The sequence below is a fragment of the Pseudomonas sp. SWI36 genome (assembly GCF_002948105.1).
Lineage (GTDB): Bacteria > Pseudomonadota > Gammaproteobacteria > Pseudomonadales > Pseudomonadaceae > Aquipseudomonas > Aquipseudomonas alloputida.
Window position 1 is genome coordinate 5,450,459 of sequence record NZ_CP026675.1, and the last position, 21,589, is coordinate 5,472,047.

18 protein-coding genes are annotated in these 21,589 nt (G+C 62.2%); 10 read left to right on the plus strand and 8 right to left on the minus strand.

Annotation, left to right across the window (positions count from 1 at the left end):
- Nucleotides 1–20: 20 nt before the first annotated feature.
- Nucleotides 21–962, minus strand: a complete 942-nt coding sequence (locus C4Q27_RS26015) for a LysR substrate-binding domain-containing protein (RefSeq protein ID WP_012052371.1) — start codon at nt 960–962, stop codon at nt 21–23.
- Nucleotides 963–1,108: 146 nt separating this feature from the next.
- Between C4Q27_RS26015 and C4Q27_RS26020 the strand changes: the two genes are divergently transcribed.
- On the plus strand, nt 1,109–2,485 hold the full coding sequence (locus C4Q27_RS26020) for an L-serine ammonia-lyase (protein ID WP_104887595.1): 1,377 nt from the start codon (nt 1,109–1,111) through the stop codon (nt 2,483–2,485).
- Nucleotides 2,486–2,554: 69 nt separating this feature from the next.
- Here the strand turns inward: C4Q27_RS26020 and C4Q27_RS26025 are convergent, their stop codons facing one another.
- The 4 genes from C4Q27_RS26025 to C4Q27_RS26040 all read right to left on the minus strand — a co-directional run bounded on the left by C4Q27_RS26025 (nt 2,555) and on the right by C4Q27_RS26040 (nt 7,209).
- Entirely contained in the window at nt 2,555–3,232 is a 678-nt protein-coding gene (locus C4Q27_RS26025; protein WP_064492796.1) for a DUF3313 domain-containing protein, read from the minus strand.
- Between the two features lie 140 nt (nt 3,233–3,372).
- On the minus strand, nt 3,373–4,668 hold the full coding sequence (locus C4Q27_RS26030) for an FAD-binding oxidoreductase (RefSeq protein ID WP_104887596.1): 1,296 nt from the start codon (nt 4,666–4,668) through the stop codon (nt 3,373–3,375).
- A gap of 13 nt (nt 4,669–4,681) precedes the next feature.
- On the minus strand, nt 4,682–5,770 hold the full coding sequence (locus tag C4Q27_RS26035; protein WP_010954036.1) for a polyamine ABC transporter substrate-binding protein: 1,089 nt from the start codon (nt 5,768–5,770) through the stop codon (nt 4,682–4,684).
- Between the two features lie 80 nt (nt 5,771–5,850).
- Complete coding sequence (locus tag C4Q27_RS26040; RefSeq protein ID WP_010954037.1) at nt 5,851–7,209, minus strand: glutamine synthetase family protein; 1,359 nt, start codon at nt 7,207–7,209, stop codon at nt 5,851–5,853.
- Between the two features lie 183 nt (nt 7,210–7,392).
- Here C4Q27_RS26040 and C4Q27_RS26045 point away from each other — a divergent pair, with 183 nt between their 5' ends.
- Both C4Q27_RS26045 and C4Q27_RS26050 read left to right on the plus strand, forming a co-directional pair.
- Nucleotides 7,393–8,292, plus strand: coding sequence for a helix-turn-helix domain-containing protein (locus C4Q27_RS26045; RefSeq protein WP_049587807.1), 900 nt, complete (start codon nt 7,393–7,395; stop codon nt 8,290–8,292).
- 186 nt (nt 8,293–8,478) lie between these two features.
- Complete coding sequence (locus tag C4Q27_RS26050) at nt 8,479–10,389, plus strand: AAA family ATPase (RefSeq protein WP_104887597.1); 1,911 nt, start codon at nt 8,479–8,481, stop codon at nt 10,387–10,389.
- Nucleotides 10,390–10,426: 37 nt separating this feature from the next.
- Here C4Q27_RS26050 and C4Q27_RS26055 read toward each other — a convergent pair whose 3' ends face one another.
- Nucleotides 10,427–11,812 (minus strand): aldehyde dehydrogenase family protein, encoded by a 1,386-nt coding sequence (locus C4Q27_RS26055; protein ID WP_014591019.1) that lies wholly within the window; start codon nt 11,810–11,812, stop codon nt 10,427–10,429.
- Between the two features lie 107 nt (nt 11,813–11,919).
- Between C4Q27_RS26055 and C4Q27_RS26060 the strand changes: the two genes are divergently transcribed.
- The 3 genes from C4Q27_RS26060 (at nt 11,920) to C4Q27_RS26070 (ending at nt 14,131) form a co-directional block, all read left to right on the plus strand.
- Nucleotides 11,920–12,786, plus strand: a complete 867-nt coding sequence (locus C4Q27_RS26060; protein WP_004374302.1) for a LysR family transcriptional regulator — start codon at nt 11,920–11,922, stop codon at nt 12,784–12,786.
- Between the two features lie 126 nt (nt 12,787–12,912).
- Entirely contained in the window at nt 12,913–13,356 is a 444-nt protein-coding gene (locus C4Q27_RS26065) for a hypothetical protein (RefSeq protein WP_010954041.1), read from the plus strand.
- Between the two features lie 253 nt (nt 13,357–13,609).
- Nucleotides 13,610–14,131: an acyloxyacyl hydrolase gene (locus tag C4Q27_RS26070; RefSeq protein WP_020193020.1), complete on the plus strand. Its 522-nt coding sequence runs from the start codon at nt 13,610–13,612 to the stop codon at nt 14,129–14,131.
- Nucleotides 14,132–14,162: 31 nt separating this feature from the next.
- Here C4Q27_RS26070 and C4Q27_RS26075 read toward each other — a convergent pair whose 3' ends face one another.
- Nucleotides 14,163–16,283, minus strand: a complete 2,121-nt coding sequence (locus tag C4Q27_RS26075; protein WP_064492794.1) for a TonB-dependent siderophore receptor — start codon at nt 16,281–16,283, stop codon at nt 14,163–14,165.
- A gap of 256 nt (nt 16,284–16,539) precedes the next feature.
- Nucleotides 16,540–17,430, minus strand: coding sequence for a universal stress protein (locus C4Q27_RS26080; protein ID WP_104887598.1), 891 nt, complete (start codon nt 17,428–17,430; stop codon nt 16,540–16,542).
- Nucleotides 17,431–17,555: 125 nt separating this feature from the next.
- On the opposite strand from C4Q27_RS26080, the gene hisN reads away from it, so the two are divergent.
- The 4 genes from hisN to C4Q27_RS26100 all read left to right on the plus strand — a co-directional run bounded on the left by hisN (nt 17,556) and on the right by C4Q27_RS26100 (nt 21,545).
- Nucleotides 17,556–18,347, plus strand: a complete 792-nt coding sequence (gene hisN / locus C4Q27_RS26085; protein WP_104887599.1) for a histidinol-phosphatase — start codon at nt 17,556–17,558, stop codon at nt 18,345–18,347.
- Nucleotides 18,348–18,533: 186 nt separating this feature from the next.
- Nucleotides 18,534–19,265 carry a hypothetical protein gene (locus tag C4Q27_RS26090; RefSeq protein ID WP_019751653.1) on the plus strand — a complete coding sequence of 244 codons (732 nt, stop codon included), beginning with the start codon at nt 18,534–18,536 and terminating at the stop codon, nt 19,263–19,265.
- A 299-nt stretch (nt 19,266–19,564) separates the two neighbouring features.
- Complete coding sequence (gene benR, locus C4Q27_RS26095) at nt 19,565–20,521, plus strand: benABC operon transcriptional activator BenR (RefSeq protein ID WP_010954047.1); 957 nt, start codon at nt 19,565–19,567, stop codon at nt 20,519–20,521.
- A gap of 94 nt (nt 20,522–20,615) precedes the next feature.
- The gene (locus C4Q27_RS26100) at nt 20,616–21,545 is read left to right on the plus strand and encodes an RHS repeat-associated core domain-containing protein (RefSeq protein ID WP_232968545.1); all 930 of its coding nucleotides are present in this window, start codon (nt 20,616–20,618) and stop codon (nt 21,543–21,545) included.
- The last annotated feature ends 44 nt before the right edge of the window (nt 21,546–21,589 follow it).

Genomic DNA, 21,589 nt, shown 5'->3' on the forward strand with positions numbered 1-21,589 from the left:
GCTCAAGCGCACCCAAGTGGCTATTCCTTGTTCAACGGATGCAACGCCCTGAACCCCCGCGCTTCTTCCACCAGCCAGTCATGCACCGCCCGCGCACCTGGCTGGTTCAAGCCGCCTGGCGGGTAATGCACTACGTAACGCTTGTGGTTGGCGATCGGTACACCAAACGGCACGATCAGTGCCCCGCGTTCCAGTTCATCATTGAGCAGCGTGCGGCGGGCAATCGCCACGCCGATACCGGCAATAGCCGCCTCGATGGTCAGGTGGTTGCGGTTGAAGGTGTGCCCGCGCCGCACATCCAGGCCGGCGGCGCCGATGCCTTCCAGGTAGAACTCCCACTCGGCATATTCCGAACTGCCACGCCAGGCGGTGATGTCATGCAGCAGCGGGTAGTGCGCCAGGTCAGCGGGGCCATGCAGCGGCGGGCGCCCGCGCAGCAGGGCAGGTGAGCACACCGGGAAGATCTGCTCGTCCAGCAGTGGCGTCGAAAGCATGCCTGGGTAGCTACCATCGTTCAGGTCGATGGCCAAATCGAAATCACCCGGGGTCAGCGCCTGGGCACTGTCTTCGGCGACCAGGCGCAGTTCGATATCCGGGTAGCGCTGTTGAAAACGCGGCAAGCGCGGCGTGAGCCATTTGGCCAGGAACGAGGGGATCGAACGCACACGCAAGGTGCCGCGGATTTCCCCCGCGTCCAGCCGCAGCAGCTCGGCTTCGATACTGCCGTAGGCCTCGGCCACCGTCTGGGCCAGGCGTTGCCCCTCGGCGCTCAGCTCCACGCCGCGCGCCCGGCGCAGGAACAGCCGGTAGCCCAGGCGCTCTTCCAGTTGGCGCATCTGCTGGCTGACCGCGCCCGGGGTGATGTGCAGCTCTTCGGCACAGCGGGTGAAGGACAAGTGCCGGGCTGCGCAGGCAAATACATGCAGCCAGACGAACATCTGACCATTGAGTTGTCGTCGCATCGTTTAGTACCACTAAAGGCTTGCTTAGGAAGTTTCGTTGGTCATCCGTGAGCCAGCGCGGCAGTATCGCGCAAAATCGCAATAACGCTCAATTTCTTCAGATAACCCTACCCTGGATGCATGTCAGGGTAGGGTCAGGCATTAGCATGGCTATCAGTGTTTTCGACCTTTTCAAAATTGGCATCGGGCCGTCCAGTTCCCATACCGTCGGCCCGATGCGCGCGGCGGCTACCTTTGCCCAGGCCTTGCGTGAGCAGGGGCTGCTGGCCCAGGTGACGCGCGTGGAAGTGCGGCTGTATGGCTCGCTGTCGGCCACCGGGGTTGGCCATGCCACCGATCGCGCGTGCCTGCTAGGCTTGATGGGCCAGTGGCCGGACCGCATCGACCCGTCCACGATCGAGTCGCGCATCGGACAGGTCCTGCAAGAGCACTGCCTGATGCTCGACGGTAGCCATCCGCTGGCCTTCGACTACGGCCGTGACATGCTGCTGCTCGACGAGAGCCTGCCTTATCACCCCAATGCCATGAGCCTGGAAGCCATGGACGGGCAGCGCAGCCTGTTGAGCCAGACCTATTTTTCGGTGGGCGGCGGCTTCATCGTCGAGCAAGCCGAGATCGATGCGCCGGCAAGCGAAACGAATGCCGTGATGCTGCCTTATGAATTCGACAGTGGTGCCCAACTGCTGGCTTTGTGCAAGGCCCACAACCTGAGCGTGGCGCAACTGATGATGGCCAACGAGTGCGCCTGGCGCCCGGAGGCCGAGGTGCGCGAAGGCTTGCTGCGCATCTGGGCGGCCATGCGTGAGTGCGTGGCGAACGGCCTGCGCAACGAGGGCGTCCTGCCGGGCGGCTTGCACGTCAAGCGCCGCGCCGCGCGGTTGCATCGCAGCCTGCAGGAGTTGGGCAAGCCCAACGTGATCGGCTCGACCCTTGGCGCCATGGAGTGGGTCAACCTGTTCGCCTTGGCGGTCAATGAAGAGAATGCCGCCGGTGGGCGTATGGTTACCGCGCCCACCAACGGGGCAGCCGGCATTATCCCGGCGGTGCTGCACTATTACATGAAGTTCAACCCCGGTGCCTGCGATGCTGATGTGGTGGACTTCCTGCTTGGGGCAGCGGCGGTTGGTATCCTGTGCAAAAAGAACGCCTCGATTTCCGGTGCCGAGGTGGGTTGTCAGGGGGAGGTGGGCTCAGCCTGTTCGATGGCTGCTGCCGGCTTGGCGCAGGTACTGGGCGCTACGCCGCCCCAGCTTGAAAACGCCGCCGAAATTGCCCTGGAGCACAATCTTGGGCTGACCTGCGACCCGGTGGGTGGCCTGGTGCAGGTGCCGTGCATCGAGCGCAATGCGATTGCTGCGGTCAAGGCGATCAATGCTGTGCAGATGGCGCTGCGGGGGGATGGCGAGCACTTCATCTCGCTCGACCGGGTGATCCGCACCATGCGTGATACCGGGGCGGACATGCATGCCAATTACAAGGAAACCTCGCGCGGCGGTTTGGCGGTCGCTTTTGTCGAGTGCTGATTTTTAACGCGGTCAACTGGAGCGGCCTTGTGTCACGATGGGCCGCTCCTGAACCCGGTTGCGACGGACTCAGCGGCCTTTCTGCTTGGCTGCCAGGAAGCTCGCACGCATGTCTTTGGCCCAGCCATCGAGCACCGGCTTGACGTCATTCAAGGTCAGCTTCTGGGTATCGTTCTCCAGTTCCTGGCCCGCGCCCTTGCGGACCACCTGGGCCAGTACCTTCTGGCTGGCGCCGTCCAGGAACGCTGCCTCCACACCGACATCCACGTCCTGGTCACGGCCCCCCATGGCGGTATTCACTCCCGCCGCGATAAGCGCGATAGGGATCACTTCGTAAGGCCTGAGGCCCTCGTTACTGGTGGACACTGCCGTGATCGCCGGGCGTACCACGATCACGCCCGGGCCTGGCCCCTTGGCCAACGGCATCACGCTGCCCATTTCGCGGCGCAGCGCCTCGTTGAAGTAGCGGGTGATTTCCTGCAGCGTCTGCTGCGAGATAACGGCTGTGGGCTGCGGCTTGGGGTAGAACTGGCTTGGCTCGACGAACACCTGGCTGTATTGATTGATATTGACCTTGGGGTCGATCCAGCGCATCACCGGGTCACCCGACGGGCTCTTGGCCTCTTGCAGCCGGCTGTAGTCTTTGAGGAAGCCGGAGTAATCCTTGGGGTCCACGCGGTTGCTGGAGCAGGCGGCCACGGCAAGCAGCGCGGCGCACAATAGGGTAATGCGAGGCAATGATTTCATGATGAAAAGGCATCCGTGAGAGGTCGGCCTCAACAACGCTAGCAGGTGCGAGGCAGTTGGCCAGTGGACGGGGCAATCCTCTTTGAAAAGAACACAGTGCGTGGCTCGCCCTGAGGGGCGCTGCAAACGTTGCTGCCCACTCAACCCAGGGCCTCACGCAAGCGGTACCACAACATGCCCAGTGCCAGCAGGGGTGAGCGCAGGGCCTTGCCGCCAGGGAAGGTCAGGTGCGGCACGGCGCTGAACACATCCAGGCCGTGGCTGTGGCCGAGGGCGATGCTTTCGGCCAGCAGTTTCGCCGTCCAGTGCGTCACGTTCAGCCCGTGGCCTGAATAGCCCTGGGCGTAATACACGTTAGGGTGCTGGTTCAGGCGCCCGACCTGAGGGAAACGGTTGGCGGTGATGCCGATCATGCCACCCCACTGGTAGTCGATGCGCACGTTGGCCAGTTGCGGGAATACTTTCAGCACCTTGGGCCGCATATAGGCAGCGATGTCCTTGGGGTCTCGTCCAGAATAGTGGCAGGCGCCGCCGAACAGCAGGCGGCGGTCTGCGGTGAGGCGGTAGTAGTCCAGGCCGACCTTCTGGTCGCACAGCGCCATGTTCTGCGGGATCAGGCTGCTGGCCAGCGCTTCGGGCAAGGGTTCGGTGGCCACCACATAGCTGCCGGCCGGCAGTACCTTGCCGCTCAGGCGCGGTTCCAGTTCATCCAGGTGAGCATTGCAGCCCAGCACCAGGCTGCTTGCGCGCACCTTGCCGCGCGCCGTGTGCAGCGTCAACCTGGGCCCGTGCTCAATGCGCAGCACCGGGCTTTGTTCGAAAATGCGCACGCCCAGGCCGTGGGCCGCGCGTGCTTCGCCCTGCACCAGATCCAGCGGGTGCAGGTGGCCCGAGCCCATGTCGACCAGGCCGCCAGCGTACTGGTCGCTGGCGACGATCTCGTTCAACTGCCCGGCGCTGACCAGGCGTGTTTCATGGCGATAGCCCAGGGCGGCCAGGTCGTCCTGTTCCTCCTTGAAGGCGGCGAACTGCGCCGCGGTGTTGGCCAGTTCGCAGAAGCCCCAGCGCAGATCGCAGGCAATGCCGTAGCGGGCGATGCGCTCGGCCACCAGTTCCACTGAGTCGATGCCGGCCTGCTTCAGGTAGCGCACACCGTCCTGGCCGACATGCCGGGCAAAGCCGCTGACATCATGGCCGATACCGCGAATCAGCTGGCCGCCATTGCGCCCACTGGCGCCCCAGCCGATGCGTCGGGCTTCCAGCAGTACCACCGAGAGGCCGCGCTCGGCCAGCTCCAGGGCGGTATTGACCCCAGTCAGTCCGCCGCCGATCACGCATACGTCGGCCGTCAGTTCACTGTCCAGGCTGGGGTAGGGTGCCGCGTCGCGCGCGGTGGCGGCGTAGTACGAGGCGGTGTGTTGGGTATTGAAAGACATGAGCGTTCTCGACTCAGCGGTTGGACTTGATCTTGCTCCAGGAGCGGGTCATGACGCGCATGATTTTTGGGCTCGGGGTGCTAGAGATGTACAGCTTGTCCAGCACCTCCTGGGGTGGGTAGATCTCGGGGTTGTTCACCAGCGATGCATCCATGTAGGCCTTGGCGTCCGGGTTGGCGTTGGCATAGCCGACCGTGGCGCTGACCTTGGCGATCACTTTGGGGTCGAGCAGGTAGTTGATGAACGCCAGGGCCTGCTCGGGGTTGTTGGCGTCCTTGGGGATGGCCAGCAGGTCGAACCACAGGTTGCTGCCTTCCTTGGGAATGCTGTAGGCGACCTTCACGCCGTTTTTCGCCTCTACGGCGCGGTTGGCAGCCTGGAACACGTCGCCGGAGTAGCCGAACGCGATGCAGACATCACCGTTCGCCAGGTCAGAGACGTACTTGGAGGAGTGGAAGTAGGTGATGTAGGGGCGCAGTTCGAGCAGGCGGGCCTCGGCCTTGGCGTAGTCGCCCGGTTTTTCGCTGCGCGGGTCCATGCCCAGGTAGTTGAGCACGGCCGGGAACAGCTCGTCGGGCGAGTCCATGAATGCCACGCCGCACTGCTTGAGCTTTTTCAGGTTTTCGGGCTCGAACAGCACCGCCCACGAGTCGATATGGTCCACACCCAGTGCCGCTTTGACCTTGTCGACGTTGTAGCCGATGCCATTGGTGCCCCACAGGTAAGGCACGGCGTACTGGTTGCCGGGGTCGTTCTGTTCAAGTTGCTTGAGCAGTTTGGGGTCCAGGTGCTGCCAGTTCGGCAGCTTGCTGCGGTCCAGCGGCAGGAAGGCGCCGGCCTGGGCCTGGCGTGCGAGGAAGTGGTTGGACGGTACCACCACGTCATAACCCGTACGCCCGGCCAACAGCTTGCCTTCAAGGGTTTCGTTGGAGTCGAACACGTCATAGACCACCTTGATTCCGCTGCTGGCCTGGAAGTCGGCCAGGGTGGTGTCACCGATGTAGTCGGTCCAGTTGTACACACTGACCGTGGGCGCGGCCTGGGTGGTGGTGGCGAACAGCAGGGTGAATGCAGCGGGGATCAGGGCTTGCAGATGACGCATGGGAACACCTCGTTGGTCTTGTTCTTCGAGTTCGGAGCAGGCTTGCCTGTGCATGGGGTGCAGAGCACCCCCGCGGTGGATCAGACACTCAGCATCAGGAATTCACGCTCCCACGAGCTGATGACGCGCTTGTAGTTCTCGTGCTCGGCGCGCTTGACCGCCACGTAGCCCTGGACGAACTGCTTGCCCAGGTACTGCTGCACGGTTTCGCAGTCTTCCATGTGCTGCAGCGCATCCTCGATGGTGATCGGCAGGCGCAGGTTGCGGCGTTCATAGGCGCGGCCCTGCACCGGTGCGCTAGGGTCGATCTGCTCGACCATGCCCAGGTAGCCGCACAGCAGGCTGGCAGCGATGGCCAGGTACGGGTTGGCATCGGCGCCCGGCAGGCGGTTTTCCACCCGCATCGCCTCAGGGCTGGAGGTGGGCACGCGCAGGCCGGCCGTGCGGTTTTCTTCGCCCCACTCGACGTTGACCGGTGCCGAGGTATCCGGCAGGAAGCGGCGGAACGAGTTGACGTTGGGCGCGAACATCGGCAGCAGCTTGGGGATGTACTTCTGCAAGCCGCCGATGTGATGCAAAAACAGCTGGCTCATGCTGCCGTCTTCGTTGGCGAAGATCGGTTTGCCAGTGGCGATGTCGACCACGCTCTGGTGCAGGTGCATGGCACTGCCGGGTTCATCGGTGATCGGCTTGGCCATGAACGTGGCGGCCACGTTGTGCTTGAGCGCGGCCTCGCGCATGGTGCGCTTGAACACGGTGATCTGGTCGGCCAGGTCCAGCGCGTCGCCGTGGCGGAAGTTGATCTCCATCTGCGCCGGGCCGTCTTCGTGGATCAGCGTATCCAGGTCCAGGCCCTGGATCTCGCACCAGTCGTAGACGTCTTCGAACAGCGGGTCGAATTCGTTGGCGGCGTCGATCGAGAACGACTGACGGCCACTTTCAGCACGGCCGGAACGCCCCAGTGGTACCTGCAGTGGCAAATCCGGGTCTTCGCAGCGCTTGGTCAGGTAGAACTCCATCTCGGGTGCGACGATCGGCTGCCAGCCCTTGTCGGCGTACAGCTTGAGCACCTTCTTCAGGACGTTGCGTGGCGAAAGCTCGATAGGGTTGCCTTGCTTGTCGAAGGTGTCGTGGATCACGATCGCGGTTGGCTCGATCGCCCACGGGATCTGGTAAACGGCGGTGGGATCGGGGCGGCAGACCATGTCGATGTCGGCGGCGTCGAGCAGGTTGTAATAGATGTCATCGTCGACGTAGTCGCCGGTGACCGTCTGCAGCAGCACGCTTTCTGGCAGGCGCATGCCTCGCTCATGGAGGAACTTGGCGGTAGGCGCAATCTTGCCGCGGGCGATGCCGGTCAAGTCGCTGATCACGCATTCGACTTCGGTGATCCGGTGTTCTTTCAGCCAGGTGGACAGCTGATCGAAGGGGGCGTTCATACAGACCTCTTGGTTGGGTTTTAGTGGGGGAGCGTGGGCGCTTGCGAAAATCGTTGAACAGTTGCGAAGGCGTTACGCTTCCCAGGTGACGCGCTGGAGACTATCTTGGGCGCAGCCCCCCGGGGCGATCTATCCACTTTCTTCAGTATCGAATGCACCAAAAGAGTGCATACAGGACGATGTGTGACAACCGCCAATGCGTTGAAGGTCCAGGCTTTCCACACCACTGATGTCACCGAGCAAGTGCGCGCCACCCCTGGCTGGCAGCAGCAGTACCGGCAGATGTCGCCCGGGTACTTCAGCGGTGAGCTGCGGTGTCTGGGGCTGGATGGTGTGGAGGTGTACGAAGAGCGCCTGAACACCCGGGTGGAGCAGTTTTTCCGCGCGCCAAGCGGCTCGCTGGCGTTTTGCTTCGACCGCAGCGAGAACAGCCTGTACCTGCTGAACGAGCAAAGCCGCAATATCTGGATCACGCCGGAGAACTACCAGGAGGTGGCGGTCGTGTTCGACCAGGCCTTCCTGGCCCGCCATGGCCTGGACCCGCAGCGCCTGGAAGGGTTGTTCATGGTGCCACTGGGCAGCGGCCAGAATGCGCTGTTCGGCAGCTGGCTCAGCGCCACCTTGACCCGGTTGGGCGAGGAGGGTTGCCCGTTGCAAGGGCAGGCCCTGGCTGAGCAGCTGCTGGAGGACTGCCTGTTCATTCTCGACAATGCCAGCCAGCGGTTACAGGGCGTGGCCCTGGGGCGGCGGGACGAGGAGAGGGCGATCATGCACCGGGTCAGCGAATGGGCGGCCGATTGCCCGGAAGAGACGCTGAACCTGCTTGAGCTGGCAGACGTGGCTGGGGTTTCCCTGCGCCAGTTGCAACAGGCGTTCAAGGCCTTTACCGGCATGCCGCCGGCGCACTGGCTGCGCCTGCGTCGGCTCAACGGTGCGCGGCGTGATCTGTTGCGCGGTGGCGGCGTGACCGTGGCCGAGGTGGCGATGCGCTGGTCGTTCTGGCATTTAGGAAGGTTTTCAGAGAGTTACCGGCAGTTGTTCAAGGAGTTTCCCAGTGAAACATTGAAGCGCTGCAGGGTTTGAGGTGGAGGCGGGGCTGCCGGCCTCTTCGCGGGCTCGCCCGCTCCCACAGCACCAGCATGGTTTCGTGAATCGCACGTTGCCTGGGGCGCGGGCAAGTCCGCGAAGCGGCCAGCCCAGGCAACACTGAACCCAGCATTCCACGCCAAAAGTTGCTATCGTGCCGCCCTGATTTCACCCGAGGTGCCGATGTTCTACCTGCCTTTGCCCAGCGACCAGGCCGACCGCCTCGCCAGCGCGGCCGTTACCGAGTTCTTCACCACCGCCAGTGTTGTCGATGCCGCTACCGTGCTGTTCGTGCAAAACCTGCCACGCCAGCCTGCCACCGCCTCGGCCGACGCGCAGGAGCGTCGTTTCGCCGAAATCGTGCGCATCGCCAACGAAGTAGAAGGTGTCGCCCCCGGGCGCTTCCAGGCCCAGGTAGCGCAGCAATTCGATCGCGAAGCGTTCGCCATGGGCCTGGGCATGCTGGGCGAAAACGGCATTGCACTGCTGTCGGCCGAAGTGCAGTACCACGCGGACGAATGGCTGGATGACGAAGGCCAGTGGAACTTCCAGTTCGCCGACCGCTACCGCCAACGGGCCACGCCGCTGCACCCGGTGTACCTGCCGTCGCTGGCCAGTGACTTGATGCTCAGCGACCAGCAGAACCGCCTGCTGCGCGAATTCCTCAGTGGCATCGACGAGTCTGTGGCTGTGCAAGGTTTCGCCGGCACCGGCAAGACCTTCCTGATTCACCAGTTCGCCCGGCTGCTGGAGCCACAGCGCACCTTGCTGCTGGCCTTGACTGAAGGCCAGTTGCGCGCGCTGCAGGCGCGGGTCAAGGACGCTGCCGCCTATACCGCGCTGACCTTCGGCCAACTGGCTGACGAGCTGCTCAACCGTGACCTCACCAGCAACGGCTGGCGATTGCGCGATCCGTACCGCACCAAGCTGTCCTGGCGCCCCCAGGAAGCGCAAGTGGTGCGCTGGCTGTCCATCCCAGATATCGGCCCGCTCGCAGCGCGTGATGTGGTTGCCTTGTGCATCCGCGCCGTGCGCACGTTCTGCCACAGTGCCGATACCCAGCTTCAGCTGCACCACTTGCCCTGGGCCGGGCCTGGCACCTCGCCGCTGGATCAGGAGGTGCTGCTGGAAAAGGCACGCCTGTACTGGCAAGAGCTGATTCGCCCGTCGGCGCGGGACATTCAGCTGCCGGTGCGTGACTACCACCGGGTCAAGCTGCTGTCGCTGACCGAGCATGTGATCGACAGCCGTTACACCCATGTCATCGTCGACGAGGCCCACGAGCTGTCGGCACCGATGCTGGCGGTACTCGATCGCAGTCCGCAGTCGATCATTACCCTGGGTGACGAACTGCAAAACCTCAACGGCCTCAGCCCGCACCATGGCAGCTTCATCCGGCAACGCTGCATCGACCATTCACTGCGCGCCGGGCCGGCAATGGACAATGTGCTCAACCCGTTGATCCAGGCGCACCCGGCCACGATCCAGGCGGCCTTCAGTGGCAGCGCCGAGCACTACACCCGGGTCAGCTTCTTCGATACGGTGATGGTACCGGAACAGCCCACGGCGCTTATCGTCGATGATGAATGGGGCCTGTTTGGCTGGTTCCAGCGCCTCACGCATCAGGGGGTGCCGTTCTTGTTGCTGAAAAGCGCCCGCAAGGACTTTGAGCTGTTCGTCGAGGACTGCATCGAGCTGTACCGCTACGGCACCCGGCCGCGCCACCCGATGCTGTTCCGCTATGCCAGCTGGCAGGCGCTGGAACAGGACAAGGGCGATGACAAAGCGTTCGTCGCCGTGGCCAACATGCTGCGCAAAGGCTACACGCCGGAGCACTTTGCCAAGGCCAAGAGCCGTTACCGCTGGGACAAGGCGCCGAAGCTGTTCCTAGGGCGAGTACGGGATGTGAAGAACATGGAGTTTGCCCGGGTAATGGTGTCGCCGGAGCTGATGGTGGCGCCACAGGTGGCGGGTAACCGCAATGAACGGGCGCGTATGCTGGCGGGGTTGTATACCGCCTGTTCGCGGGCGCGGCATGAACTGATCGTGCCGGGGGGGATGCTGGACTGGGTCAAGGACCAGGTGCGGGATTGACGCAGCTGGGGCTGCAAAGCAGCCCCAGGGTCATGAATCAGTTACGGTCCAGCCACACGGTCTGGGCATTGGTGAACTCGCGCACACCAAAGTGCGACAGCTCACGGCCGAAACCGCTCTTCTTCACGCCACCAAACGCCACGCGGGGGTCCGAAGCGCAGTAGCCGTTGATGAACACGCCACCGGTATCCAGTGCGGCGGTCATGCGTTCGGCCAGCGCATAGTCGGCTGTGTAGATGGTCGAGGCCAGGCCAAACTCGCTGTCGTTGGCCAGTTCCACGGCATGGTCGGCATCGCGTGCAGTGATGATCGCCGCTACCGGGCCGAACAGCTCCTGCTTGAACGCGGTCATGTCCGGGGTGACATTGGCGAACACGGTCGGCGCGTAGAAGTTGGCCACGCCTTCGACCTTGTTGCCGCCCAGCAGCAACGTGGCGCCTTCGGCCAGCGTCGCCTGAACCTGGCCATCCAACTCGTCGCGCAGGTCATAGCGGGCCATCGGGCCGATATAGGTGTCGTCCTCCAGCGGGTTGCCGACTTTCAACTGGCGAGTGGCTTCAACGAACTTGTGGGTGAACGCGTCGACGATGCTTGCTTCCACGATCAGGCGCTTGGCGGCGGCGCACACCTGGCCGGTGTTCTGGTAGCGGCCTATCACCGCGGCCTGGACGGCGGCATCCAGGTCGGCATCGGCCAGCACGATGAAGGGATCGGAGCCTCCCAGCTCCAACACGCACTTCTTCAGCGCGGCGCCGGCCTGTGCACCAATCGCCATGCCGGCACGCACGCTGCCGGTCAGGGTCACGGCGGCGATGCGCGGATCGTTGATGGCGCGGGTGACGCCATCCGGGGTCACGTTCAGCACTTCGAACACGCCTTCCGGCAGGCCGGCATCCTTGAACAGCTCAGCCATCAGGTAGGCGCTGCCCATCACGTTCGGTGCATGCTTGAGCACGTAGGTGTTACCCGCCAGAATCGCCGGCACGGCACCGCGCAGCACCTGCCAGACCGGGAAGTTCCACGGCATCACGGCCAGGATCGGGCCAAGCGGGCGATATTCGATACGGGCTTTTTCGACCTGCGTCGGCTCGGCGGCGAGCATCGCCGGGCCGTGCTCGGCGTACCAGCGGCAAAGGCCCACACACTTGCTGACTTCACCGCGAGCCTGGGCGATCGGCTTGCCAATTTCGCGGCTGATCATGTGCGCGAAAGCTTCAGCCTTGGCTTCGAGGGTGCCGGCCAGGGCCAGCAGGTACTCGCTGCGCTGACCCAGCGACACCTGGCGCCACTGGCGGTAGCCAACCTTGGCGCGTTGCAGCGCCGCTTCCAGTGCGGCGTCGGTGTCGAACGGGTAGGCGCCGATCTGCTCGCCGCTGTACGGGTCGAGGGAGATGGCGTGGGTCAGGCTGCTGATCGCGCTCATGGCGGGACACTCTCGATGTTGTTAATCAGTGAGGCCAGACTAGTGGGCTATGGCTTTAATGAAAACTGAATAATAATGAGCGAAACATTCACGTTTGGAGAATGGCTGTGGACCTGGTGCAACTGGAGATCTTCAAGGCTGTGGCAGAGCAGGGCAGCATCAGCGCCGCCGCGCAGCACATCCATCGGGTGCCGTCGAACCTGACCACGCGCATCAAGCAACTGGAGGAGGACCTGGGTGTAGAGCTGTTCATTCGGGAGAAGAGCCGCCTGCGCCTGTCGCCTGCGGGTTGGAACTTCCTCGAATACACCCGGCGCATTCTAGACCTGGTCCATGAGGCGCGGCTGACCGTGGCGGGTGAAGACCCGCAGGGCACCTTTGCCCTCGGATCGCTGGAAAGCACGGCGGCGGTGCGCATTCCGGCGTTGCTGGCCGCCTACAACCAACGCTACCCCAAGGTTGACCTTGACCTGTCCACCGGGCCCTCCGGGACCATGCTCGAAGGCGTGTTGTCTGGCCGCCTGGTGGCCGCGTTCGTCGACGGCCCGGTGCTGCACCCGACGCTGGAGGGCATACCGGTGTTCGAGGAAGAGATGATGGTCATTGCGCCGCTCAACCATACACCGGTGACCCGCGCGCAGGACGTGAACGGTGAAAGCATCTACGCCTTCCGCGCCAACTGTTCATACCGCCATCACTTCGAAAACTGGTTCGTGCAGGACCAGGCGGTACCGGGCAAGATTCACGAAATGGAGTCGTACCACGGCATGTTGGCCTGCGTCAGTGCAGGTGCCGGCCTGGCCATGCTGCCGCGCAGCATGCTCGACAATATGCCCGGGTGCAGCACCGTCAGCGCCTGGCCAATGTCGGAGGACTTCCGCTATCTGAAAACCTGGCTGGTATGGCGACGGGGTACGGTCTCGCGCAGTTTGAGCATGTTCGTGAAGTTGCTTGAAGAAGGCCGCGCAAGCTGATGTTTTCACTCGATAACCTGATTATCTGAAGTGCATTTCACCGACATGACCAGGCATCAGCACGAACACCCTTTCGCTGGGAGGATCAGATAATAGGTAAGCCATCCTCGAAAGGAGGGTCGTACCATGCGTAACCATCACTATGCGCTCGGCGCTGCCTTGCTGATCACCCTGGCCCTGCCATGGACCCTGGCCGCCGCTGCCGACCTCAATGCCCCCATCGACATGCAGGCCGTGCAGTTGCAACCGCAGGAGCAGAATGGCGTGCGCTACCTGCAGGGCGGTATCGGCCAGGACGAGGCCAATGCCCTGCGCAAGACCACGGGTTATGACCTGCACGTAGAGCTTTCGACCGGCCCGGAAGGCAAGTTCCAGAGCGGGGCCACCGTCGATATCCAGAATGCCCAGGGCCAGCCCGTACTCAGTGTCAGCGATGCCGGGCCGCTGCTGTATGTGCAATTGCCTCCCGGCAAATACAAGGTCATTGGCAATGCCCAAGGCCAGGCAGTGCAGCAGTGGGCGACCGTCACGGGCAAGGCGCCCACGACCGTTAACCTTAACTGGCGTTGATGAAAAGTCGGGCAGGAGTACGCCTGTACTCCTGCCTGGGGTCAGGTCACGCCTCGCGAATTCCTGTGCCCGGCAGGCACATCTTTACCAAGTGATTTAGCCAATAGTGGCAATACACTTCCAACTTTCTGATTATCTGGACAATAATCAGAAAAGTATTACTTCGTATGACCGGTCTGGATGCACCGGTCAGCGCAAAACATCGAGGGGCCCAAGCCCCCGCTTGCCGTGTAGACCATCAGGAGAGTCGTTGATGAAAACCCGTCTAGCCGCTTCGCTGGCCGTTGCAGTGCTGGCCTTTGCCGGGGCCGATCTGGTCCAGGCTGCGCAGATATCAGGCGCCGTGGGCGCCACTGGCCAAGGTGACATGACGTACCGTATTGGCATGTCGTTCGACTGGGACAAGAAATGGCTGGAAAGCAGCACCGGCCATGTGAGCGGTTACTGGGATGCGGCCTACACCTATTGGGAAGGTGGCGATGCCAGTGGTGCGCATTCGCTGTCGTTCAGCCCGGTGTTCACGTATGAGTTCAGCGGCTTTACCTACACGCCTTACATCGAGGCAGGTATTGGCCTGGCAGCGTTTTCAAAGACCGACGTGGGCGACCAGCGACTGGGGTCGGCGGTCAACTTTGAAGACCGTATCGGCTTTGGCCTGAAGTTGCCGGGAGAACAGAAGGTAGGCATCCGTGCCATGCACTACTCCAACGCCGGGATAAAGCAGCCAAACGACGGCATAGAGTCGTACTCGCTGTTCTATAGCACAGCGTTCTGACATTACGGGGCCGCGGCGCGGCCCCGGCAATTCAGAAGGTATAGGAAACGCCGGCCTGCACCGTGCGCGGTGCGCCGGGGTATACGTAGCTGTTGAACGCGCCCTCGTCATACCCCTTGTTGAACACGTTCTTCACGTCCAGGTTCAACCGCACGTGTTCGTTTACCTTGTAGAACGTCAGCAGGTCAACCACGGTGTACTGGTCCATGTTGTAGGTGACCGCCTCGGTCTGACCATTCCGGTCATCCACATACTTCACCCCAAGTCCTAACCCAACACCTTTGGCAAAACCGTCCTGGAACTCATAAGTGTTGAGCAGGCTGAAGCTGTTGCGCGGGATGTTGGCCAGTCGCGTACCCGTCGGCAGGCGGTTGTCCTTGGTAACTTCGGCATCGACATAGGCGTAGCCACCGATTACCCGCCACTCAGGCGTGATATTGCCGGCGATGTTGATATCCAGCCCGCGGCTGCGCACTTCCCCGGCGGCCAAGCTGTAGTTGGTATTCACAGGGTCGCGCGTCAGTACGTTTTCCTTGACGATATGGTAGATCGCCGCGTCGACACTCAACTGGCGGTCGAGTGACTCCCATTTCACACCCAGCTCGTAGGATTTGCCCTTCTCCGGGTCGAAACCACCGCCACTGGCCGGCGTGCCCGTATTGGGTTTGAACGAACGTGCGGTGTTGGCGTAGACCGCCAGGGTATCGGTCAGGTCATAGATCAAGCCAAGGCGGGGTGTGACGCCGTTTTCGCCCTTGCTGAAATCGCCGGCATTGTTCAGCTTGTTGTCATAGTCATGCTCGAAACGCTCGAAGCGCACGCCTGCCAATGCCTTCAAACGCTCGGTCAGGGCCACTTGGTCCTGAATGAAGAACGCCCACGTCTGCAGGTTTTCCTTGTCCCAGGTGGTGGTGCGGTTCAGGGCCGGACGCGGCTGGCCCAGTACCGGGTTGTAGATGTCGATTGGGTAGGCTGCCGAGGAACGCTGGATGATCGAGTTGTAGTCGTAGTTCTCGTATTCGACCCCGGTCAACAAGGTATGGCTGAAATTGCCGGTGTCAAAATGCCCGGTCAGGTTCAGCTGCCAGTCGCGGTCGGTCCACTCCAGCTTGCGGTAGTTGAAGTTGCGCTGCAGCGTGCGTCCGTCTGCCGGTGCGCCGTCGGCTTCGACAGCGTTGCCCTTGAGCGAGCCATCGAGGAACTGGAACCCGCCAGCCAGCGACCAGTTGTCATTGAGCAGGTGCTCGAAACGCACTTGGGCCATGTTGTTGTCATTGTGCAGCAGGTTGTCGCTGCCTTTTTCCCAGATATAGGTATCGCGCGAGGCGCTGCCGGTCTGGGTGGGGTAGCGGGTCAGGCCGCGATCGAGGGGGTGGTTGTTGCGCATGAAATCGCCTTCGAAGGTGATCTTCGTGGCGTCATTGACCTGCCAGCTGATGACCGGAGCGACATCGTAGCGTTCGCTTTCGACATCGTCGCGGAAGCTGTCGCCGCCTTCACCCAGTACGTTCAGGCGGTAGGCCAGCGAGCCGTCCTGGCTCAGCGGCCCGGTGGCATCAAGGGTGGCACGGTGCATGCCCTGGTCGTCGAACTGGCTGCCAAGGGTGACCTTGGACTCGGGCAACGGCTGCTTGCTGACCACGTTGAACGTACCGCCGGGGTCGCCACGGCCGTACAGGCTGCTGGCTGGGCCACGGATGACCTCCAGGCGCTCGACGGTGTTGGCATCCGGAGCATTGGGGTAGCCGCGGTTGATCGGAAAGCCGTTGCGATAGAACTCGCCGGTCGTGAAGCCACGCACGGTGAAGGTTGTGAGGCCCTGGCCGCCGAAGTTGTTGGCGCGGCCGACACCACCGGCGTAGTCCAGGCCGTCCTGCAGGCGCGTGGCGCCCGTGTCTACCAGCACATCCTTGGGCACCACGCTGACCGATTGCGGGGTTTCGTGCAGCGCCGTGTCGGTGCGGGTGGCACTGGCCGAGCGGGTGGCCTTGTAGCCATCGACCGGGCCGTCGGCGCGTTCACCGTCGGCAGTACTGGTGATGCTCAGGGCCTGGAGTTCGATCTGGTTAGGGTCGCTGAGCGGTTCAGGCTCGGCAAAGGCCAGCGGGGAGACAGCATGAAGCACACAAAGCGAGACGAACGTGCGGCGCATCGACAGTACGGTCCTTGAATAGGGCGCTGAGGGGCTGGGTCGGGAAACGCCGCGAACATACTACGAATCATTATCAAATGCATTAATTTTGAGTGGCACTGGTGTACCAGATACCAGCGAAGATAAAGCGTCAGTGACAACAGTGCCTGCTGGGCACTGCGAAGGGGCCCACAGGTTAGAAGCTGCTCTGTGGGTGCAAGTGCCTCTTCGCAGTACAAGGTTATTCCTGCCTGGCCCCTGGGCAGGCTGCTGAAGCTCAGCGAACAGCCTTGATCGCCAGCACATTGCACAGCGGGTGTTCCAGCACATGCGCCGTTGTCCCGCCCAGGAATGTCTGCATGGCGTCATGCCTATGGCTGCCCATGACGATCACGTCCACCCGGTTGTGGCCGACGAACTGGGCAATGGCCCTGATAGCGGCCCCTTCGAGGAAGTGCCGGCGCTCCAGCGGGATCTGGTGATGGTCGCCCAGGCGGTTGAACGCCGCCCGCTGCGCGGTTCGCACACTGCTGTCGAAGCCGGGCATGGTGACCGTACCGGCGCCGAAGTCGGCGATGTGGGTCTTGGACGCGTCGCACACATGCAGCAGGTGCAGTTCGGCGTTGCACTGCAGGGCCAGGTCATGGGCGCAGTGGATGACCTGCTCGTCCAGGTGCTCGCCAGCGCCATGGCTGTTCAGGTCCACCGCGGCGGCGATCTGCCGTGGCAGGGGCAGGCGAATGTCGCTGACCAAGTGCACGGCGACCGGGCTGTCCTTGAGCAACTGCCAGTCCAGCGGCGTGACCAGCAGGCGTTTGAGTACGGGCTCGTGCTGTACGTCCTTGACCAGCAGATCGCAGCCCAGCCGTTCGACCCGTTCCAGTACGCTGCCCAGCGGGTCGCGGGTCAACAACAGCTCGGTGGACACGTCCACGCCGGCATCGCTCAGCTGTTCGGCCTCATCCGCCAGCCATTGGCGGTTGTCGCTGAGCAGCCGCTCACGCTCACGACCATCGCTCATCAAGCCAAAGGTGTCGACGTCGTCGACGAACACATTGATATCCAGCAGGGCACCGCTGGACTCTGCCAACGCCGCCGCGCGTTGCAGCGCATGCGTATGACGCATTTGCGGGCCGAGCATGACGAACAGACGTTTGAACTGGCTCATCGCACACCTCCACGTGTGGCAGCCCCCCGGTGACCTGATCAGTTTCAGTCTAGACTGCCGCAGCGTACAGCGGGGCGATGTGTCGGGTATGATGCGTGCCCCATCATTGTCACGAGGCCCGTCCCATGTCCCTGAGTGCTGAACAGATCGTTGAGTATCGCGCCTTTGCCGAGCAATTGGCCGATGCTGCCGCTGCAGCGATCGCGCCGTACTTCCGCGCCAGCCTGGATGTCGAGGACAAGGGCGGGCGTCTGTACGACCCGGTGACCGTGGCCGACAAGGCCGCTGAAGACGCCATGCGTGAGTTGATCCAGGCGCGTTATCCCGAGCACGGCATTCTTGGCGAAGAAGCCGGCATTGCAGTGGGCAGCAGCCCGTTGACCTGGGTGCTGGACCCGATCGATGGCACCCGCGCCTTCATTACCGGCTTGCCATTGTGGGGCACCTTGATTGCCCTGAATGACGGTACCCGCCCCGTGCTGGGGGTGATGAACCAGCCGTTCACCGGCGAACGTTTCGTGGGTACCCCGGCAGGCGCCTGGCGCAGTGGCACGCCCCTGAAGACGCGTGCCTGCGCCGACCTGTCTGCCGCCACACTGATGTGCACCACGCCGGACATGTTCGACACCGCCGAGCGCAAGGCGGCATTCGAAGCGGTCGCCGGCAAGGCGCGGTTGATGCGTTATGGCGGTGATTGCTATGCCTACTGCATGCTGGCGTCGGGCTTTGTCGACGTGATTGTCGAAGCGAGCCTTCAGCCGTATGACGTACAGGCACTGATGCCGATCATCGAAGGGGCGGGTGGCGTGATCACGGCGTGGGATGGCAGTTCGGCGCAGGATGGCGGGTGCGTGGTGGCCTGTGGTGATCCTGCGCTGCATGCGCAGGTGGTGGAGATGTTGCGCCACGCCATGTGATCCGGGTTCGTCGCTCCTAGGCTCTTCGCGGGCGAGTCCCTTATTGTGGGAGCGGGTTCACCCGCGAAGAGGCCGCCACAGGTTTGCATTCTCTCCAGCCACCGCACTTTTTCCCATTTTCGGGCTCTATGCTTGGCCAGGCCGCGCTGACTCCCGGCGCAGCCGCCGAATATCGACCCGGTGCCGATGGTTGCAAGCTACGCGAATTTCCTCCCCCGCCTGCTACTGACAGGTGCCCTGGCATGCCTGTGCGCCTGTACGCAGCAGCAGGGCCGTGACATGGTCAACCAGCTCGGCAACGGCAAACCCAGCGAGCTGTTCCAGACCAGCGTCGACCGCCTGGCCACGCTGTCGATGCGCGACAACCTGCAAAGCCTGTACCTGCTGATGAACAAGCTGTACCTGCGCAACCCCAGCCAGTGGAAGATGTCTGGCTACCTTGACGCCGCCACCGCCGAGCGACAGATCCGCATTGCCATCGAACAGCGCCGGCCGCTGCCGCAACTGGGCAACCGCCGTGACCTGGCGGCATTGAGCTACGCCCTGAGCCCGGAGTTTCGCGGGGACCGGGTCGGCGCCTTCATCTACGCCATCGGCAGCATGCTGATCACCGCGCATGGCGGGCGTACCGAGTTCTACATGACCGATACCATCGACCCCCTGTTCGTCAACAACGCCGCGCGCAATATCGAGAAGGCAACATGGATGCTCAGCCAGCGGCAAGATGCCAATGGGGTGTTGCTGCTGTTCTCGAACGAAATCTCGGAGGAGGGCAGCAACCTGAGTTTTGCCGTTGAGTTCGGCAAGATCGTCGCGCGGCTGGACTTGCTGGCCGAGTTGCTGGATGAGCGTTATCGGCGCATAGGCTTGAATTACGCGCAAAGCCTGTTGCTGATGAACTTCCTGCCGGTGCAGTGAATGACGGTCGTTGCAGGAGCGCTTGGTCCGCCGTCACGTGCAGGCCACGCGAGTACCGGAAGATACTGTTCGATAAACGAACACGCATGACGCCGGACCTGTCCGCTATCCGCCCGGCCAATCCCATCGTTGCATTGCCCAACACCCGCCTTTTTGCTGTAGTGTCCCTGTCCGCCGGCTGTCGCCTGCCACTGCGACGCGCTGCCAGCCCGATAGAATGACCGTGATGACCGCAACCACCGCCCACAAGGCGGTAGGGCGCGGCGACCAGAACAATAACGATACCGAGTGCCTTGCCTATGGAAAGCCGCCTGCTGAGCGAGCGCAGTAGCGTGTTTCACCACGCCGATCCTTACGCTGTGTCCGATTATGTGAACCAGCATGTAGGCCAGCATTGCATCGGTCTGTCCCGTACTACCCACCCCCAGGCCAGCCTCAGCCATCGCAAGTTTGCCGAGCTCGACCTGTGCCGTATCAGCTATGGCGGCAGTGTTCGCGTGACGTCGCCTGCGCTGGAAACCATCTACCACCTGCAAGTCTTGCTCAATGGCAACTGCCTGTGGCGCGGGCACAAGCGCGAGCAGCACCTGGTGCCGGGCGAATTGCTGCTGATCAACCCGGACGACCCGGTTGACCTGACTTACTCGGAAGACTGCGAGAAGTTCATCCTCAAGGTGCCGACCCGGCTGCTGGACTCGATCTGCGATGAGCAGCGCTGGCAGCGGCCTGATGGGGGTGTGCGGTTCTTGCGCAATCATTACCGGCTGGATGAGCTGGATGGCTTCGTGAACCTGCTGGCCATGGTTTGCCACGAGGCGGAAGTGAGCGATTCGCTGCCAAGAGTGCAGGGCCATTACAGCCAGATTGTCGCCAGCAAGCTGCTGACTCTGATGAGCACCAATATCCGCCGCGAGAGCCTCAGTGCCCCGCAGGCCGGGCTAGAGCGCATTCTTGATTACATCGAACGCAACCTGAAACTGGAATTGTCGGCTGAAGTGCTGGCGGAGCAGGCTTGCATGAGTTTGCGTTCGCTGTATGCGTTGTTCGACCAGCACTTGGGCATCACGCCCAAGCATTACGTGCGCCAGCGGAAACTGGAACGGGTGCATGCCTGCCTGAGCGACCCGACGTGTGGCGTGCGCAGTGTGACGGAATTGGCCCTGGATTACGGCTTTCTTCATCTGGGGCGGTTTTCCGAAATTTATCGGCAGCAGTTTGGGGAGCTGCCTTCACAGACATTCAAGCGGCGCGCGTGACGGCGTTTGGCTTGTAGACCTGGCATTTCTGCCAGTTGCGAGCACTTTGCTCTTAAACCACCATTAGTTCTATGCCGGACGAATGGTGACAGCCATGCAGCAGTCGCAGAAACAAATTTATTTCTACGCTCCCGAAGGACTTTCGCTGGTCAAATATGTTGGCGCAGAAGCTTCGGCTTTGGTGCGCGCAGCAGGCCGGACGCTGGCGCAGCGTGATGATGTCCAGGCAGCGCTTTACGCAGCGGATCTACAAGGCTCGGTTCAGGGATGCATTGGGCGAAATGCAACGAACCGGATGCACTACACGGCGTATGGCTGGGACAGCCAAAATACTGATGCATCAGCGTTGTTGCGATTCACCGGCCAGCGGAAAGACACTCTCACGGGGCACTATTTGCTGGGCGATGGATATCGCGCATTCAGCCCGGTGCTGATGCGGTTCAATGCGCCAGACAGCTTGAGCCCGTTCGGTGATGGGGGGGGCAATGCGTATTGTTATTGCAAGGGTGATCCAGTGAACATAGTGGATCCAAGTGGTCACGTTCCAAGTGGTCCCGTTGTCTATCCGCCCAGTAGCTTCATTGCGGGCGGTTTATTTACCAAGCGATGGGGACTTCGCTCGGCTGCATCATATCAGTGGGGTCAAAAAGCTCCGGCCTTGAAAACCCTCGGTGTGCAGAAGGCAGTGGATGAATTCGACAGTACCCTCCCAGCCAGGATAAAACACGCCAAAAGAAACCAATCGTGGCACCCAAATGACGTACAGCGACTAAAGCGAGCTGCTGGCTGGCTCCAAAGCAGAGCAAATCGTTTTGATCTGGCAGTAAAGCACTTTGAAAAGGAACGTCTCCCGGTGGATACCCAAGCAGCCCGGGAGACATTGCAGGAGGTGTTAAGTATCAAACAATGGGTTGATCGACACCTGATAGCTGCAAAAGGATTTTTAGAAAAGCGCGAGTTGTTTGAAGCATTGCCATTTTCTCAAGCGACCGAAAAAGTACCGAACATCCGTAAATCTGGATAACGTTCTGCACAATCCGGATAGTCCCCCGCCAGCCGTCTCCCTAA

Coding starts and splice junctions, on each gene's coding strand:
- C4Q27_RS26050 (WP_104887597.1), top strand. CDS start 8,479: ATGTTCTACCTGCCTTTGCCCAGCGACCAGGCCGACCGCCTCGCCAGC.
- C4Q27_RS26030 (WP_104887596.1), bottom strand. CDS start 4,668: ATGTCTTTCAATACCCAACACACCGCCTCGTACTACGCCGCCACCGCG.
- C4Q27_RS26035 (WP_010954036.1), bottom strand. CDS start 5,770: ATGCGTCATCTGCAAGCCCTGATCCCCGCTGCATTCACCCTGCTGTTC.
- C4Q27_RS26075 (WP_064492794.1), bottom strand. CDS start 16,283: ATGCGCCGCACGTTCGTCTCGCTTTGTGTGCTTCATGCTGTCTCCCCG.
- C4Q27_RS26055 (WP_014591019.1), bottom strand. CDS start 11,812: ATGAGCGCGATCAGCAGCCTGACCCACGCCATCTCCCTCGACCCGTAC.
- C4Q27_RS26020 (WP_104887595.1), top strand. CDS start 1,109: ATGGCTATCAGTGTTTTCGACCTTTTCAAAATTGGCATCGGGCCGTCC.
- C4Q27_RS26080 (WP_104887598.1), bottom strand. CDS start 17,430: ATGAGCCAGTTCAAACGTCTGTTCGTCATGCTCGGCCCGCAAATGCGT.
- hisN (WP_104887599.1), top strand. CDS start 17,556: ATGTCCCTGAGTGCTGAACAGATCGTTGAGTATCGCGCCTTTGCCGAG.
- C4Q27_RS26015 (WP_012052371.1), bottom strand. CDS start 962: ATGCGACGACAACTCAATGGTCAGATGTTCGTCTGGCTGCATGTATTT.
- C4Q27_RS26040 (WP_010954037.1), bottom strand. CDS start 7,209: ATGAACGCCCCCTTCGATCAGCTGTCCACCTGGCTGAAAGAACACCGG.
- benR (WP_010954047.1), top strand. CDS start 19,565: ATGGAAAGCCGCCTGCTGAGCGAGCGCAGTAGCGTGTTTCACCACGCC.
- C4Q27_RS26025 (WP_064492796.1), bottom strand. CDS start 3,232: ATGAAATCATTGCCTCGCATTACCCTATTGTGCGCCGCGCTGCTTGCC.
- C4Q27_RS26090 (WP_019751653.1), top strand. CDS start 18,534: ATGGTTGCAAGCTACGCGAATTTCCTCCCCCGCCTGCTACTGACAGGT.
- C4Q27_RS26070 (WP_020193020.1), top strand. CDS start 13,610: ATGAAAACCCGTCTAGCCGCTTCGCTGGCCGTTGCAGTGCTGGCCTTT.
- C4Q27_RS26065 (WP_010954041.1), top strand. CDS start 12,913: ATGCGTAACCATCACTATGCGCTCGGCGCTGCCTTGCTGATCACCCTG.
- C4Q27_RS26100 (WP_232968545.1), top strand. CDS start 20,616: ATGCAGCAGTCGCAGAAACAAATTTATTTCTACGCTCCCGAAGGACTT.